The organism is Streptomyces poriticola (genome assembly GCF_036689765.1).
Classification (GTDB): Bacteria; Actinomycetota; Actinomycetes; order Streptomycetales; family Streptomycetaceae; genus Streptomyces; species Streptomyces poriticola.
The window spans coordinates 24999-39676 of record NZ_JBAGKH010000044.1 but is presented as its reverse complement, the minus strand read 5'-3'; the positions used below and the strand labels follow the sequence as shown (position 1 = coordinate 39676).

General features: G+C 73.9%; 19 protein-coding genes. 6 read left to right on the top strand and 13 right to left on the bottom strand.

Annotated features, from left to right (window positions below; all coding sequences use genetic code 11):
• Positions 1-41: 41 nt before the first annotated feature.
• Together V5O46_RS29945 and fabG are read right to left on the bottom strand one after the other, a co-directional pair.
• Positions 42-809, bottom strand: coding sequence for an SDR family oxidoreductase (locus V5O46_RS29945; protein ID WP_332887864.1), 768 nt, complete (start codon positions 807-809; stop codon positions 42-44).
• A gap of 21 nt (positions 810-830) precedes the next feature.
• Positions 831-1592, bottom strand: coding sequence for a 3-oxoacyl-ACP reductase FabG (gene fabG, locus V5O46_RS29940; protein ID WP_332887863.1), 762 nt, complete (start codon positions 1590-1592; stop codon positions 831-833).
• A gap of 273 nt (positions 1593-1865) precedes the next feature.
• Between fabG and V5O46_RS29935 the strand changes: the two genes are divergently transcribed.
• The gene (locus V5O46_RS29935; protein ID WP_332887862.1) at positions 1866-2270 is read left to right on the top strand and encodes an excalibur calcium-binding protein; all 405 of its coding nucleotides are present in this window, start codon (positions 1866-1868) and stop codon (positions 2268-2270) included.
• Positions 2271-2393: 123 nt separating this feature from the next.
• Here V5O46_RS29935 and V5O46_RS29930 read toward each other — a convergent pair whose 3' ends face one another.
• Together V5O46_RS29930 and V5O46_RS29925 are read right to left on the bottom strand one after the other, a co-directional pair.
• The gene (locus V5O46_RS29930) at positions 2394-2795 is read right to left on the bottom strand and encodes a DUF3037 domain-containing protein (RefSeq protein WP_332887861.1); all 402 of its coding nucleotides are present in this window, start codon (positions 2793-2795) and stop codon (positions 2394-2396) included.
• The gene (locus V5O46_RS29925; protein WP_332887860.1) at positions 2792-3562 is read right to left on the bottom strand and encodes a HipA family kinase; all 771 of its coding nucleotides are present in this window, start codon (positions 3560-3562) and stop codon (positions 2792-2794) included. The genes V5O46_RS29930 and V5O46_RS29925 overlap by 4 nt, the downstream gene beginning before the upstream one ends.
• 203 nt (positions 3563-3765) lie before the next feature.
• Here V5O46_RS29925 and V5O46_RS29920 point away from each other — a divergent pair, with 203 nt between their 5' ends.
• Positions 3766-4263, top strand: coding sequence for a Rieske (2Fe-2S) protein (locus V5O46_RS29920; RefSeq protein ID WP_332887859.1), 498 nt, complete (start codon positions 3766-3768; stop codon positions 4261-4263).
• Here V5O46_RS29920 and V5O46_RS29915 read toward each other — a convergent pair.
• A complete protein-coding gene (locus V5O46_RS29915) occupies positions 4246-4893 on the bottom strand; it encodes a cysteine hydrolase (protein ID WP_332887858.1) in 648 nt (215 codons plus the stop codon). The two genes, V5O46_RS29920 and V5O46_RS29915, sit on opposite strands and share 18 nt — an antisense overlap.
• 184 nt (positions 4894-5077) lie before the next feature.
• Here V5O46_RS29915 and V5O46_RS29910 point away from each other — a divergent pair, with 184 nt between their 5' ends.
• Positions 5078-5545 carry a pyridoxamine 5'-phosphate oxidase family protein gene (locus V5O46_RS29910; RefSeq protein ID WP_332887857.1) on the top strand — a complete coding sequence of 156 codons (468 nt, stop codon included), beginning with the start codon at positions 5078-5080 and terminating at the stop codon, positions 5543-5545.
• Between the two features lie 22 nt (positions 5546-5567).
• On the opposite strand, the gene V5O46_RS29905 is transcribed toward V5O46_RS29910, so the two are convergent.
• From V5O46_RS29905 to V5O46_RS29890, 4 genes are all read right to left on the bottom strand, one after another.
• Entirely contained in the window at positions 5568-6470 is a 903-nt protein-coding gene (locus tag V5O46_RS29905; RefSeq protein WP_332887856.1) for a LysR family transcriptional regulator, read from the bottom strand.
• A 105-nt stretch (positions 6471-6575) separates the two neighbouring features.
• Positions 6576-6770, bottom strand: a complete 195-nt coding sequence (locus V5O46_RS29900) for a hypothetical protein (RefSeq protein ID WP_332887855.1) — start codon at positions 6768-6770, stop codon at positions 6576-6578.
• On the bottom strand, positions 6770-7444 hold the full coding sequence (locus V5O46_RS29895) for an ArsR/SmtB family transcription factor (RefSeq protein WP_332887854.1): 675 nt from the start codon (positions 7442-7444) through the stop codon (positions 6770-6772). Before V5O46_RS29895 ends, V5O46_RS29900 begins: the two co-directional genes overlap by 1 nt.
• 83 nt (positions 7445-7527) lie before the next feature.
• On the bottom strand, positions 7528-8865 hold the full coding sequence (locus V5O46_RS29890; protein ID WP_332887853.1) for an aminotransferase class I/II-fold pyridoxal phosphate-dependent enzyme: 1338 nt from the start codon (positions 8863-8865) through the stop codon (positions 7528-7530).
• Between the two features lie 34 nt (positions 8866-8899).
• Between V5O46_RS29890 and V5O46_RS29885 the strand changes: the two genes are divergently transcribed.
• Positions 8900-9586 (top strand): pyridoxamine 5'-phosphate oxidase family protein, encoded by a 687-nt coding sequence (locus tag V5O46_RS29885; protein WP_332887852.1) that lies wholly within the window; start codon positions 8900-8902, stop codon positions 9584-9586.
• A gap of 28 nt (positions 9587-9614) precedes the next feature.
• Here V5O46_RS29885 and V5O46_RS29880 read toward each other — a convergent pair whose 3' ends face one another.
• The 3 genes from V5O46_RS29880 to V5O46_RS29870 all read right to left on the bottom strand — a co-directional run bounded on the left by V5O46_RS29880 (position 9615) and on the right by V5O46_RS29870 (position 12473).
• On the bottom strand, positions 9615-10571 hold the full coding sequence (locus tag V5O46_RS29880) for a DMT family transporter (protein WP_332887851.1): 957 nt from the start codon (positions 10569-10571) through the stop codon (positions 9615-9617).
• Positions 10572-10811: 240 nt separating this feature from the next.
• Positions 10812-11825, bottom strand: a complete 1014-nt coding sequence (locus V5O46_RS29875) for an EamA family transporter (protein WP_332887850.1) — start codon at positions 11823-11825, stop codon at positions 10812-10814.
• Positions 11826-11909: 84 nt separating this feature from the next.
• Positions 11910-12473, bottom strand: a complete 564-nt coding sequence (locus V5O46_RS29870) for a Clp protease N-terminal domain-containing protein (protein ID WP_408649082.1) — start codon at positions 12471-12473, stop codon at positions 11910-11912.
• A gap of 215 nt (positions 12474-12688) precedes the next feature.
• On the opposite strand from V5O46_RS29870, the gene V5O46_RS29865 reads away from it, so the two are divergent.
• Positions 12689-12859, top strand: a complete 171-nt coding sequence (locus V5O46_RS29865; protein WP_332887867.1) for a hypothetical protein — start codon at positions 12689-12691, stop codon at positions 12857-12859.
• 111 nt (positions 12860-12970) lie between these two features.
• On the opposite strand, the gene V5O46_RS29860 is transcribed toward V5O46_RS29865, so the two are convergent.
• The gene (locus V5O46_RS29860) at positions 12971-13618 is read right to left on the bottom strand and encodes a PadR family transcriptional regulator (RefSeq protein ID WP_332887849.1); all 648 of its coding nucleotides are present in this window, start codon (positions 13616-13618) and stop codon (positions 12971-12973) included.
• 269 nt (positions 13619-13887) lie between these two features.
• Between V5O46_RS29860 and V5O46_RS29855 the strand changes: the two genes are divergently transcribed.
• Positions 13888-14571, top strand: a complete 684-nt coding sequence (locus V5O46_RS29855; protein ID WP_332887848.1) for a DUF899 family protein — start codon at positions 13888-13890, stop codon at positions 14569-14571.
• Positions 14572-14678: the final 107 nt, after the last annotated feature.

Genomic DNA, 14678 nt, shown 5'->3' with positions numbered 1-14678 from the left:
CGGCCCGGGGCCCCCCCCCGGCTCCCACGGGCTCGCCGGCGTCAGGAGACGCCGGCGTTGAGGAAGATGCCGCCGTCGACCACCAGCGTCTGGCCGGTGACCCAGTCGGACTGGTCGGAGGTGAGGAACGCGACGGCCCCGCCGATGTCGGAGGGCACACCGAGCCGCTTGAGCGGATACGCGGCCGACGCCTCCTCCTCGCGGCCCTCGTACAGGGCCTGCGCGAACTTGGTCTTCACCACGGCCGGGGCGATCGCGTTGACCCGCACCCCGGGCGCGAACTCGTGCGCCAGCTGCACGGTCAGGTTGATCATCGCGGCCTTGCTGACGCCGTAGGCTCCGATGAACGGGGAGGGCGCGAGGCCGGCGACGGAGGCGATGTTGACGATCGCGCCGCCGTTGTCCTTCTGCCACGCGTGCCAGGTGCGCTGGGCGAAGCCGAGCGCCGAGACGACGTTGGTCTCGAAGACCTTGCGCGCGACGTCCAGGTCGAGGTCGGCGATCGGCCCGAAGACCGGGTTCGTGCCGGCGTTGTTGACCAGGTGGTCGACGCGGCCGAAGGCCTCCATGGTGCGCTCGACGGCGGCGGCCTGGTGGGCCTCGTCGTGGGCCTTGCCGGCGACGCCGATGACCCGGTCGGCGCCGAGCCGCTCGACGGCCTCCTTCAGTGCGTCCTCGTTGCGGCCGGTGATGCACACCCGGTCGCCGCGTGCGACCAGCGCCTCGGCGACGCCGTAGCCGATGCCGCGGCTGGCGCCGGTGACGAGGGCGACCTTGCCCGACAGCTCGGGCAGTTCCTGGGAAGTCATGGTTCTGGTGCCCCGTTCCTGCTAGTCGAGCGGTCCGCCGGCCACGTACAGCACCTGGCCGGAGACGAAGCCGGCCGCCTCGCCGGTGAAGAAGGCGATGGCGTTGGCGATGTCGTCGGACTCGCCGACGCGCTGGACCGGGATCTGGGTGGCCGCGGCGGCCTTGAAGTCCTCGAAGCCCATGCCCATGCGTGCGGCGGTGGCGGCGGTCATCTCGGTGGCGATGAAGCCCGGGGCGACGGCGTTGGCGGTGACGCCGAACTTGCCGAGCTCCTTGGCGAGCGTCTTGGTGAAGCCCTGGAGACCGGCCTTGGCGGCGGAGTAGTTGACCTGGCCGCGGTTGCCGAGCGCGGACGAGGAGGACAGGTTGACGATGCGGCCGAAGCCGGCGTCCACCATGTGCTTCTGGCAGGCCTTGGACATCAGGAAGGCGCCGCGCAGATGGACGTTCATGACCGTGTCCCACTCGGAGACGCTCATCTTGAACAGCAGGTTGTCACGCAGCACGCCCGCGTTGTTGACGAGGATCGTCGGCGCGCCCAGCTCCTCGGCGATCCGGGCCACGGCCGTCTCGACCTGGGCCTCGTCGGAGACGTCGCAGCCGACCGCGATCGCCGTGCCGCCGGCCGCGGTGATCTTCTCCACGGTGTCCTTGCAGGCGGCCTCGTCGAGGTCGAGCACGGCGACGGCTCGGCCCTCGGCGGCCAGTCGTACGGCGGTGGCGGCGCCGATGCCGCGCGCGGCACCGGTGACGACGGCGACCCGCTGATCAGTGGTGGACATGCTGCTTCTCCTCAGTCCCGGGGATGCGGCTCCTGCGGCCCGCCCGCGGTGAGCGACCGCTTAGTACCTCCAGCAGACGTGACGCTAGAAGCCATGGCACCCGGTGTCAACGGGACACCGGTGGGTGTGATCCATTACCTGGTCCGCGACGGTGGTGCCGCTCGGTGACTCCCCCGTTCGGCCCAGGGTGACGCGCCCGCGTGCCGAGGGAGCCCATAGCGTCGAGGCGCGAGCCACTCGGGGCCGACAGCTCGGGGCCGAAAGGAGGCGTCCATGCGCCCTCGAAGGACTGCCGCGGGCCTGCTGATCGCCGTGACGGCCGCGCTGCCGGCGGCCGGTGCGGCGCACGGCCAGGACGAGTCGCCGGTGCGGGGCGGCACCGACCCCACCATCTCCGCGACCCGGCGCCCCAACCCGGCCGCCACGACGAACGCCATTCCGCCCCCGCCCGTGGCTCCGACCACGCCTGCTCCCGCGGCCCCGGCCACCTCCGCACCTCCTGCGGCCACTGCCACCCCCGCCCCGGCCACCGCCGCCCCGACGCGCGGGGTGCGCGGCGGGGTCGGCGGTGCGTCGACGGCCGGACCGAGCGGCTGGGACGTCGGGATCGGCCTGGTCCTGGTCACGGGCGCCGCGGTCGCCGCCGGGTACACGGTGCGGCGCCGCCGGCGCTCCTGATCATCGACGGACCATCGACGGGTGATGTTCCCGTACGGCGCTGGTCCGGTGCCGGTACGGTCCCGATCCTGCACGGCGGGGGGCGGCGCGGCGCCGTGCCGCCCCCCATGGCCTGCCCACGGCCTACCGGACCAGCAGTTCCAGGAGCCGCTCCGCCTCGGCCGCCGGGTCGGCGGTGAGGCCGGTGTGGACCGGGCCGGGCTGGACGACGGTGGAGCGGGGGGCGATCAGCCAGCGGAAGCGGCGACCCGGGTCGTCCGGGGCGGCCTGGCCCGCGGCCTCGCCGCCGGTGCACACACCCTCCACGGCACGCAGCGCTGCGCGCACGCCGGGGACGTCCGCGCGGGGGTCCAGGGCCAGCAGCCGGGCCTCGTCGAGGTGGGTGCGGGCGGCGACGTAGGACCTGGCGCGGCAGTAGACGAGCACGCCGGCGTTGATGCACTCGCCGCGCTCGACGCGGGGGACGATGCGCAGCAGCGCGTACTCGTAGACGTGCCGGCCGTGGCCGCTGGACTCGTCGTTCACTTCAGTCCCTCGATCCGGGTGTGGACGGTGGCCGCGCGGGTCAGCAGGGGCCGGGCGTAGGCCCGCCGGAGGTCGTCGGGGGACGCGAACCCCGGCTCGCCGGCCAGCCAGACGTCCGGGATCTCGGCGGTGACCTCGGCGAGGAGGTCCTCGGTGACCCGGGGGGCGAGGTCGGCCGCGGCGGCGGCGACGTCCGGGGCGAAGGGGGCCAGCGCGTGGTCGGAGGCGTCGTAGGAGCGGGCGGCGGAGGCCTCGGCCCCGGGCCAGTGGTGCTGCCAGATCATGGTGGCGCCGTGGTCGATGAGCCATGTCGCGCCGCGCCAGTGCAGCAGGTTGGGATTGCGCCAGGAGCGGTCGACGTTGTTGACCAGCGCGTCGAACCAGACGATCCGCCCGGCCTCCTCGGCGCTCACCGTGAAGGCCAGCGGATCGAACCCGAGCGCGCCGGAGAGGAACTCCATGCCGAGGTTGGTCCCGGCGCTGCCCTTGAGGAGCTCCTGCACCTGGGGGTCGGGTTCGCCGAGCCCCAGGACCGGGTCGAGGCCGACGGTCACCAGGCGGGGCATCCGCAGGCCGAGCCGCCGGGCGAGTTCGCCGCAGACCACCTCGGCGACCAGGGTCTTGCGGCCCTGGCCGGCGCCGGTGAACTTCAGGACGTAGGTCCCGAGGTCGTCGGTCTCGAGATCGTCGGTCTCCACGAGTCCCGGCAGCGAGCCGCCCTCACGCAAGGGCGCGATGTAGCGGGTCGCGATCACTTCCTTGAGCATCGCCCCAGGTTACCGGCGTGCCTGCGCACGCTCGGGGCAGCCGCCTGGCACGGTCGGATGCGGCCGACAGGATGTCGGCGGCCGTGCCTTACGGCCGTCCGACCCCCGTCGGGGCAGCATCGTCACACGGCCTGAACGGCATGTGCCCGAGGGCCGTACCACTCGGCAGATCAGGATCCGTCCCCCGGAAGGGAACCACAGGCATGACCAGCGCATCGCTTCAGCCCGTATCGGGACCGGCCCGTCGCACCGTCGTCGCGGCAGCAGGAGCGGCGGGCCTCGCCGTCGCGCTGACCGCGTGCGGAGACTCGGACGACAGCGCGTCGAACGCGACCGGTTCCACCGGCGGATCGGCCGACGCAGGTTCCTCCGGCACCGGCGGCACCTCGGGCGGCGGTGAGGACGTCGGGGCCGGGGCCGCGCTCGCGGCGGTCTCCGACATTCCCGAGGGCGGCGGGAAGGTGTTCGCCGACCAGAAGGTCGTGGTCACCCAGCCGGCCGCGGGTGACTTCAAGGCGTTCTCGGCGACGTGCACCCACCAGGGGTGCGCGGTGAAGAGCGTGGCCGACGGGGTCATCAACTGCCCCTGCCACAACAGCAACTTCTCCATCGCGGACGGCAGTGTGCAGAGCGGTCCGGCCACCCAGCCGCTGCCCGCGGTGCAGATCGCCGTCAGCGGGGACTCAATCAAGCTGGCGTGACCGGCGCCGTAGCCGTCCCAGCACCTCGTCGGTGGTGGCGAGGGTGGCCACCAGGGCCAGCGTGTTGCGGATCACCGCGGAGGTGTAAGCGGAGGGCACCCCCGCGATGGCGTCCGTCGGCACGACGGCGGTGTAGCCGTGGTTCACGGCGTCGAACACGGCGTTGGGTATCGCCACGTTGGCGGAGACCCCGGTCACGACCAGGGTGCGGCAGCCGAGGTTGCGCAGCAGCGCGTCGACACCGGTGCCGTGGAGGGGCGAGAGCCCGTGCAGCCGCCGTACGACGAGGTCCTCCTCGGCGACCTCGACGGGCGGCGCGACCCGGACCGCGGCGGTGCCCGGGAGCTGCTGCACGGGCAGCCGTTCGGCGGCGCGGAACAGCCGGGCGTTGCGCCCGCTGCCGCGCCCGTCGGGGCGGCGCTCGGCGATGGCGTGGATCACCTGCATGCCGCTCGCGTGGGCGGCGGCGACCAGCTTGGCCACGTTGGCGAGCGCCCCCGACGAGCGGGCCTCGCGGGCGAGTTCGGGCAGGGCGCTGTCCGGGCCCACGACACCCTGCTGGCACTCGACGGTGAGCAGCACCGCGGTGGCGGGATCGAGCAGTTCGCCGAGACGGTCGGACGAGGACACGGTGCCTCCTGCGGAGGTGGAAAAGGGGGACGGCGAGCGCGGAGCGGCGAGGGTAGCCGCCGTTGCGTACGGACGGAAGACGACTCATTCTTCTCTGACGTGGTGTCAGCGAACCGTTGCGGGTTCTCCCTGGGCGAGCGGGCCGGGCACGCCGGCGCGACGTGGGAGAAGAAGGAGGGGCCGTATGACCGTCACTCAGCGCCGGGGCCGGAAGATCATGATGACGCCCGGTGAGCTGGACGCGTTCCTCACCGCGGAGCGCACCTGCCGCGTCGCCACGGTGTCCGCCGACGGCGCGCCGCACGTGAGCACGCTGTGGTTCGCCTGGGACGGCGGCTCGATGTGGCTGTACTCGGTGGTGCGCAGCAAGCGCTGGGCGGACCTCGCCCGCGACCCCCGGGTGGCGATCGTGGTCGACACCGGCGAGGAGTACGACGAACTGCGCGGCGTCGAGCTGTCCGGGCGGGCGGTGCGCGTGGGCGAGGTACCGCGCACCGGGGAGCTGTGCGCCGAGCTGGACCTGCCCGAGACGCTGTTCGCCCGCAAGAACTTCGGCCTGGAGGAGATGCCGCACGACGGCCGGCACGCCTGGCTGCGGCTGACCCCGGAGCGGGTGGTCTCCTGGGACTTCCGCAAGCTGGCGGGTCGGTAGGACGCTGGGCGGCGGGCGGCGGTCAGGCGAGCAGCTCCGCCGCCGCACGCAGGGCGTCCACCGCGGCGCGGATCGACGGGCGGCGGTCGGCGTCCGCGCGCCACACGACGTAGACGTGCCGGCGCACGCGCTGCTTGACCGGGACGGTGATGACGCCGGGGGGCATCGGGTGTCGTCCCAGCAGCGGGGCGATGCAGACGCCGAGTCCCGCGGCGACCAGGCCGAGCTGGGTGTGGGTCTCGGCGGCCCGATGCCCGATGATCGGCTCGATGCCCCGGGAGCGCAGGGTGAAGATCAGCCACTCGTGGCAGAACTCGCCCTCGCCCCAGGTGATCCACTCGTCCTCCGCGAACTCGGTGAGGTCCACCTCCGCGCGCCCGGCGAACCGGTGGCCGTCCGGCATGGCGACGTCCGCCGGGTCGTCCATGATGGACGCCTTGACCAGGCCGTCGGGCAGCGGCAGCGGTTTGTTGTACCAGTCCAGGACCACGGCGAGGTCGAGGTCGCCGCGCACCACGCCGGAGATGCCGCGCTCGGGCTCCAGCTCGCAGGAGCGGACCCGCAGCGCCGGGTGGGCGGCACGCAGATCGGCGAGCACGGTGGGGAACAGCCCGCGTGCGGCGGTCGGGAACGCCGATACCCTCAGCTCGCCCACCACCTCTCCGCGCTGCGCCTCCAGGTCGGACTGGGCCAGTTCGACCTGGGACAGGATGCGCGCGGCGTGCTCGGCGAGAAGCCGGCCCGCGTCCGTGAGCCGGACGCCCCGGCCGTTCCTGGCCAGCAGCTGCTGGCCGACCTCGCGCTCCAGCTTGGACATCTGCTGCGAGACGGCCGAGGTCGTGATGTGCAGCCCCTCGGCGGCGCCGCTGACCGATCCGTGCCGGGCGAGGGCGTCCAGGGTGCGCAGACGCTCCAGGTTCAACATGTAAGCGACCCTACGAGATCCCGAGCGCGGAATTCCCGGGATGCTACGAGGTATGCCCGCATCGTCGCGGGCCGCCCTGCGGGGCCGCCACTGCCGGGCCCGCGGTCACGGGGCGTACGAGACGGCCACCCTCCCGGGGGCGGACGCAAGCCGCAGCCCGACCTCCACGAGGGCCCAGCCGAGCCGGGTCCGGAGATCCCGTCGGCAGCGCGCGGCGGCGGCGAGGCGGTACGCGTCGGCCTCGGCCCGGAGTTCGGTGGCGCGGGCATGGTGCAGTGCGAGGTGGACCTCGGGGTGCATCAAGTGGCCTCTCTGTCCGGTGAGTCATGTGTGCCATGCGCGTCATGTGTGCCATATGAGCCATGTGGCTCCGGCGAGTCCGCCGCGCCCGTGCCGGCCCGGAAGGGAAGGACGTGGGTGTGGATGCGCACCTGCTCCGCCTCCGGCGTACCGGCTCCGGCTGCCGGTGTGCGGTAGCTCTCCACGAGGTCGTGCATCTTCTCGACGAGTTCGGAGGCGAGTCGGGGCGTGAGGCTCAGCGTCCAGTCGCTCATGTCCGACGCGCGGTTCCATTCCTCGGACCAGTCCTCGCGGGTGCCGAGCCAGGTGGCCAGCTCCGCGGTGTGATGGTTCGCGACCTCGTGCAGGAACAGGTCGGCGGCGCCGCGCACCTCGGGGTCGGCGTTCCGGAGCAGCGTCTCGTCGAAGCGCACGCCCATGTGCGCCGCCTTCCACCAGCGCTCCCGCCCCTTGCCACGCCCCGGCGCGTCCTCGACGAAGCCGTGCGCGGCGAGCTGACGCAGGTGGTAGCTGGTGGCCCCGCTGGACTCGCCGAGTTTCCCGGCCAGTTGGGACGCGGTGGCGGGTCCCCCGTGCCGCAGGGCGTTCAGCAGCCGCATCCGGAGCGGATGTGCGAGGCCGCGCAGCGAGCGGGCGTCGAGGCTGCGGACCGGCCGGTCGTGTGGCTCGTTCATACGCACGACCATAGTCATGCAAAGAATGCTATGCAACCACTCCTTTGCAACGAGTTCTTTGCCAGGTGTCCGGCACCGGCGGATCACGCGTGACTGGGCGGTGGGGCCGGGTCCGGCCCCAGGGCGGCGGCGACCGCGTCCGCCAGCGGGGCGATCTCACCCTCGGTCAGCGTGGAGACGGTGACGCGGATGCCGGGAGGGGCGGCGATACGGAAGCGCGCGCCGGGGGCGACCGCCCAGCCGGCGTGCAGCAGCCGGACGACGGCGCCGGTCTCGTCCGGCACGGGGATCCAGACGTTCAGGCCGCTGCGGCCGTGCGCGGCGATCCCGCGCTCGGCGAGGGCACCGAGGAGCGCGTCCCGGCGCCGCCCGTACGCCGCCGCCACCCCCGCGGAGTCCACCGCGCCGTCGGCCCACAACCGGGCCACCGCCCGCTGGACGATGCGACTGACCCATCCGGGCCCGAGGCGCTGCCGGCCGCGCACCCGGTCGAGCGTGACCGCGTCCCCGGTGAGCACGGCCAGCCGCAGGTCGGGGCCGTAGGCCTTGGCCGCGGAGCGGACGAGGGCCCAGTGGTGCGTCGTCCCCGCGAGCGGGTGCAGGGGGAGCCCGGCGATGCCATGCCCGTGGTCGTCCTCGATCAGCAGGGTCCCGGGGTGGTCACGCAGCACGGACCGCAGGGCACGCGCGCGCGTGGCGCTCAGCGCGGCACCGGTCGGGTTCTGCGCCCGGTCGGTGACGACCAGGGCGCGGGCACCGGCGGACAGCGCCCGGCGCACGTCGGCGGGCAGCGGACCCTCGTCGTCGACGCCGACGGGCACCGTGCGCAGCCCGAGCGCCGGGACGAGGTCGAGCAGGCCGCCCCAGCCCGGATCCTCGACGGCGACGGCGTCCCCCGGCCTGAGGTGCGCGGCGAACACCCGCTCCATGGCGTCCAGCGCCCCGGACACGGCAGCCACCGGTCCGTCCGGCACCCCGTCCGCGTCCAGCCCGGCCCGGGCCAGGCGGGCCAGCTCCGGCTCGACGGCCGGCTGCCCGTACAGCACCGGCTCCCGGTCGCCCTGCTCGGCCGCCGCGGCGAACGCGGGGCCCAGCGCGGGAAGCAGCGCCGGATCGGGATTGCCCTCGGACAGGTCCCGCCCGCCCTCGGGCACCTCCACCCGGATGAACTCCCGGCCCGTGGTGGCCGGCCGGGACCGCACCCGGCTCCCCCGACGTCCGGCCGTCTCGATGACCCCGCGCTCGCGCAGGGTGCGATACGCGGCGGCCACGGTGTTGGGGTTCACCCCGAGCCGCTCCGCCAGCTCCCTCATCGGGGGAAGCAGTTGCCCCGGCTGCAGCTCACCCGCGCCCACCGCGCGCTCGACACTCGCGGAGATCTCCACTGCACGCCGGCCGACGATCCGATACTCTCCTAGCACAAACAATATTATGCACTAGTGCAATGGAGACGACATGCCGGGGACCGCACAGCCGCCGTCACAGCCGCCGCCCGCCTACACCCCCACCGACCGCACCGTCCCGACCCGCTCCGCCGACCGGGCCTCGTACGACCGGGAGCTGGTGCACGCGATACTCGACGAGGCCTGCGTCTGCCACCTCGGCTTCGTGCGCGACGGCGCACCGGTGGTGCTGCCCACGCTGTACGGCCGGGTCGGCGAGCGCCTCTACGTGCACGGTTCGACGGGCTCCCGCCCGCTGCGGATGGCGGGCGCGGCCGACCCGGGCCTTCCGGTGTGCCTGACGGTCACGCATGTCGACGCCCTGGTGCTGGCCCGCTCCGCCTTCCACCACTCGATCAACTACCGCTCGGTGGTGGTGCACGGCACCGCGTACGACGTCACCGACCCCGGCGAGAAGCGCGCGGCCCTGGACGCCCTGGTCGACCAGGTGGTCCCGGGCCGGTCCGCCGACATGCGGGGGGCGAACAAGAAGGAGCTCGCCGCGACCGCCGTCCTCCGCCTGGACCTGGACGAGGTCTCCGCCAAGCTCCGCACCGGCGGCGTCAACGACGACCCCGAGGACCTCTCCCTGCCCCACTGGGCCGGCCTGGTCCCGCTCGTCCGGGGCTACGGCACGCCGGTCCCCGACCCGGACCTGGCTCCCGGCACCCGGCTGCCGGACTACCTGACGGCCCGATAGTCCGGCAGCCCGGCCGGAGCTGTCCCGGTCAGGCGAGTACCGGTCGCTCCCCTGGGACTCGCGCGCCGCGGGCCTCGGCGACCGCGAGCCCGCCGACCGAGCCGAGCATCAGCAGGGTGCCGGCCACGGTCGCGGTCGTGAGGTGCTCACCGAGCAGCACGACCGCGAGGACGGCCGCACCGACCGGCTCGAGGAGCATGATCACGGACACGGTGGCGGACCGTACGACGGCGGCGCCCGCGAAGTACAGGCCGTAGGCGAGGGCGGTCGGGACGGCCGCGACGTAACCCACCAGCCACAGCAGCCGGACGGGCTCCGCGGTGTACGGCACCAGCCCCTCGGCCAGCGCCAGGGGCAGCAGCAACAGGCTGGTGACGGCGAAGGCCCCGGCGGAGGTGCCGGCGGCGTCCGCCTCGCCGTCCCGGCCCCACCAGCGGGTCAGCAGCGTCATCGCCGAGTATCCGGCGGCGGACAGCAGGGCGAGGAGTACGCCGGGCAGACGGACGGTGGCGCTGCCGCCGCCGAGCACCAGAACAGCGAGTCCGGCGAGCGCCCCGGTCACGGCGGCGACCCCGCCCCGCCCCAGCCGCTCCCCCAGCGCCGACCGCGCCCCGAGCGCGATCAGCACCGGCCCGGCGCCGAGGGTGACGACCGTGGCCACGGCGAGCCCGGTGGCCTGCACCGCGGCGAAGTAGGCGGTCTGGAACACCGCCAGCCCGATCCCGGTGACGACGGCGCGCAGCACCCTGCCGCGCAGCGGTACGGCACCGGCGCTCCGGCTCCGCGGGCGGCGTACCAGGCGCCGGGCGGCCAGGAGGAGGACGAGCCCGGCGGCGCAGCGCCAGAAGGACAGGGCGACCGGCCCCATGTCGCTGGTGCGGTAGACCAGCGAGGCGGCGGCGCCCGCGGTGCCCCAGGCGGCACCGGCGACGATCAGATACAGCAGGCCCCGCCCGACGGGCAGGCCGGAGACGGCGTTCGACACGAGTTCTCTCCGCAGACGCGCGCAGAGCGCGCAGAGTGGGACGGACCCCGGACCGGTCAGCTTGGACAAGCCCGATCGGGAAGGGTGACCGGACCTGTCAGGCCTGCGCGGGATCCATGGACGGCGTCCGCGGGCAGCACCGCTCGCCCGGCGGCTGACGCGCCGGGCACGAGTCGGAAGGGCCCGCCCTAGCGGGCCGGAGGCGGAAGAACGCGTGCGTCCGAATGCATGATCGACACCTTAGACCGCCGTCCCCCGGGCGGACAACTCCCGCTCCTGGCCACCACCCGCCACCGGCTCCGCGGAGCCCTTCGCGGGCGTCGCCGACTGGGCGATGAACGCACCGGCCAGGACGACCGCGCCACCGACGATCTGCGACGCCGACAGGTGCTCGCCGAGCAGCACCCAGGCCAGGACGGTGGCCACGACCGCCTCCAGGCAGGCCACCACGCCCGCGACCTGCGGGGAGAGACGGCGCACGGCGAGCACCCCGGTGACATAGGCCAGCACCGTGGCGAGGAGCACGATCCAGCCGAGCAGCAGCGCGGCGGCGATCGGGGTGCCGTTCATCGGCGCCGTGCCGGCGAGCACGGACCAGTCCATGCCCCAGGGCCGGGCGACGACGGTGAGCACGGCAGCGCCGACGAGCAGCCCGTAGGCGATGACGCCGAGCGGGTCGGGGGCCTCCTCGCCCGCGTCGCCGCCCTGGTCGGCCAGGACGAAGTAGCCCACCTGGCAGCAGGCGGCACCGAGGGCGAGCAGCAGGCCGAGGGCGTCGAAGCCCAGGCCGGACCAGATCTCCACGACACAGGCCAGTCCGCCCACGGCGAGGACGACGCCGAGCGCGGCGGCGCGGGTCACCGGCCGGCGCTGCACGAACCGCACCCAGCCCAGGACGAGCGCGGGCGCCAGATACTCGACGAGCAGGGCGACCCCGACCGGGATACGGGAGATCGCGGCGAAGTAGCAGGCCTGGACACCGGCGACGGCCAGCAGTCCGAACCCGGCGAGCAGCCCGGGGCGGCGGCGCAGCAGCCCGCGGTGGCGCCAGGCGAGCGGCAGCATCACCAGGGCTGCCCCGGCCACCCGCAGCCACACCACGTGGAGCGGGTCGAGGCCCGCCTCGATCAGCGGCTTGGCCGCGACACCGGATCCGCCGAAGGCGACCGCGGACGCGAGCGCCAGGCCGAGTCCGGTCCCTCTGCCACGGCTGCCGAGGCCCCCTCGCAGGCTGTCTGACGTATGCACCGGCACATGATGGCAGGCGATGACATGAGCGTCACCCCCGTTGACACCTGTCTCACCGGCTGGACGTCGGAGCGGGTACCGGAGCGTTCGTCAGGACGTCGGTTCGACATGACTGTCGACGCGGGAGAGCACCGCTGCGGGGTCGACGCCGGCCCGGCCCAGCACCTCGACCGCGCGTGCGCCGGGGTCCACGACCAGGGCCGCGAGCAGGTCCGTGCCGCGGGCCCCGGTCCCGCCTCGGCGCTCGGCGCGGGCCCGGGCGTACTCAAGGCTGGCCGCGGCCGGCGGCGAGAAGCCGGCGGCCTCGGTCACCACGGGGACGGCGCCGGAGTCCTCGACCGTGCTCTGCCAGCGCAGGCCGTAGCCGATGCTGCGCTGCACGAGATAGCCGAGCAGCCGGGCGAGCTGCGGCCCGTCGCCGAGCGCGGCACGCGCCTCGGCGTCGTGTTCCAGCAGCGAGTGCAGCAGATGGGCGGTGTCGATCTGCCGGTCGCCGTCCCGCACCGCCCTGCGGCGCGCACCGGAGACCACCGCGGCCAGTGCGGCACCGAGCGCGGTGTCGGCGTCCGCGCCGCCCGGGCGCAGGCCCGGGAGATCGCCGGACGGCGGCCACGGGATGTCACCGGACGCCTGCCGGGGGATTCGGTGTTGCACATCCCCTACCCCATCAGTCGCGCAGGCCCAGGTCGTCCCCGAAGCGGAGCATTTTCGCGTCCCACGCAGAGTGGACACGGCGGGCAGGAATATCCTCCTTGCGGATGAGATCAGAGCGTTACCCGAAGTGGCGCGGGCCCTCCTGCGGCACTCCCCCCGGAGCAACCGAACGGTGGTGCCGCCGGTCCAACCCGGGCATGAGGGACGGGTGTTGGATGGTGGCCCTGCCGGCGGTGGACGGCAGGGAGTACGTGTACCGGGTGTACGCCCCGGAGGACGCACTGCTCGCCGACCTGTTCTGGGAGGCGTGGCACTGCCACGACGAGAGCGCGTTCCCGCGCGCCTGGGATCTGTTCGACGCGGCGGTGATACGGCGCGTCGACTGACGCCGCCCGGGGACGCGCAGACGCCCGGCGGACAGCTCCGCCGGGCGCTCGCACGGGGACCCGGACCGGGACCGGTCCGCGGGACCGCCCCGGCCGCCGGCGGCCGGGCCGTCAGTCCTCGTCGGCAAGGATGAGGTACAGCTTCTTGCGGGACTCGTTGATGACCGCGAGGGCCTTCTCCCGCTGTTCCTTGCTGCCGGTCTTCCAGACCTGACCGAAGGCCTCCATCAGGCCGAAGCCGGCCTGCCGGATGTCGTTCAGGGCCTCCCAGTCGACCCCGCGGGAGGCCTCCTCCCAGGGCGCCTCGGGACCTTCCCCGGCCGCGGCACGGCCCTCCTCGGTGAGCGAGAAGAGCTTCTTGCCGCCCTCGCTCTCACTGGCGATCAGGCCCTCGTCCTCCAGCAACTGGAGGGTGGGGTAGACCGAGCCGGGGCTGGGCTTCCATGCCCCGCCGCTGCGCTCGGCGATCTCCTGGATCATCTCGTAACCGTGCATCGGCCGGTCCTTCAGCAGGGCCAGGATCGACGCCCGCACATCGCCACGCCGGGCCCTGCCCCTCGGTCCGCCGCGCCCGCGGCCACCCCACGGCCCGGGACCGAAACCCGGCCCGAACGGCCCGCCGTGAGCGCCGTGACCGCCCGGTCCGAAGGGCCCGAAGGCGGCCCGCCGCTCGTCGAAGGATCCCCGGCCACCCCCGAACGGGCCGCCCTGGCCGTGTCCGGGGCCACCGTGTCCACGCTCGAATCCATGGGAACGCATCGCTCTCACTCCACTCCATCGTCGATCAGTCGCGATGCTTCAACGATATATCGGAAACGGCCTTACGACAACCCGGCCCGCCCCCTTGCCCACCCTCTTGCACACCCCCTGACACCGAGCATCCGGCCGCCTGCCCGACCGGCCTGGACTGTCGGCCGACCGCGGGCCCGCCATAAACTCGGAGGAACGGCCCGGGCACGGGAGGCGGGGAACGGGGAATTCGTCACCCGGAGCCGGACCTCGGGGGGACGCCACCCCAGGAGGACGCGATGCTGCGGCAGACCAGACTGGCCGGCGAATCGCCGGACTACCTCGACGCCCGCGAAGAACTGCGCCTGGCCGAGATCGAACTCATGCGCCACCGGGAGAAGGTCGCGGCCCGGCGACGGGCCCTCCCCCAGGGACCACCCGTCGACGACTACGTGTTCCGCGAGGGCCCCGCGGACCTCGAGGCCGGCGACACACCGGTCCGCGAAGTCGCGCTGCGCGAGCTGTTCACCGCCGCGGACCGCCCGCTGATCGTCTACCACTTCATGTACGGCAAGCTGCAGACCGACCCCTGCCCCATGTGCACCCTCTGGATCGACGGCTTCAACGGCATCGCCCACCACATCACCCGCAACGCCGACTTCGCCGTCGCCGCGGCCGCCGACCTGCCGGCCCTCCGGCAGCACGCACGTAACCGCGGCTGGCACCGGCTGCGGCTGCTGAGCTGCGGCGACAGCACCTTCAAGTACGACCTGGGCAGCGAGGACGAGGACGGCCAGCAGGACTCCACCGTCTCCGTCCTCATCCGCGACGGCGACGGCACGGTCCGCCATTCCTACTCCGCCCACCCGCGCATGGCCGACGACGTCGACGAGCGCGGCATCGACCTCCTGGCCCCCGTCTGGCACATCCTCGACCTGACCCCTCAGGGCCGCGCCGACTGGTACCCGAGCCTCGACTACTGAGCCCGCCCCGGCCTCCCGGCGCCCCGACACCCGCTGTAACGGCTTGCCCGCCGGGAAAGCCAGACAGCGGGGGCGGTGGCGACCGCCGGGACGGTCCTGTCGGCCGA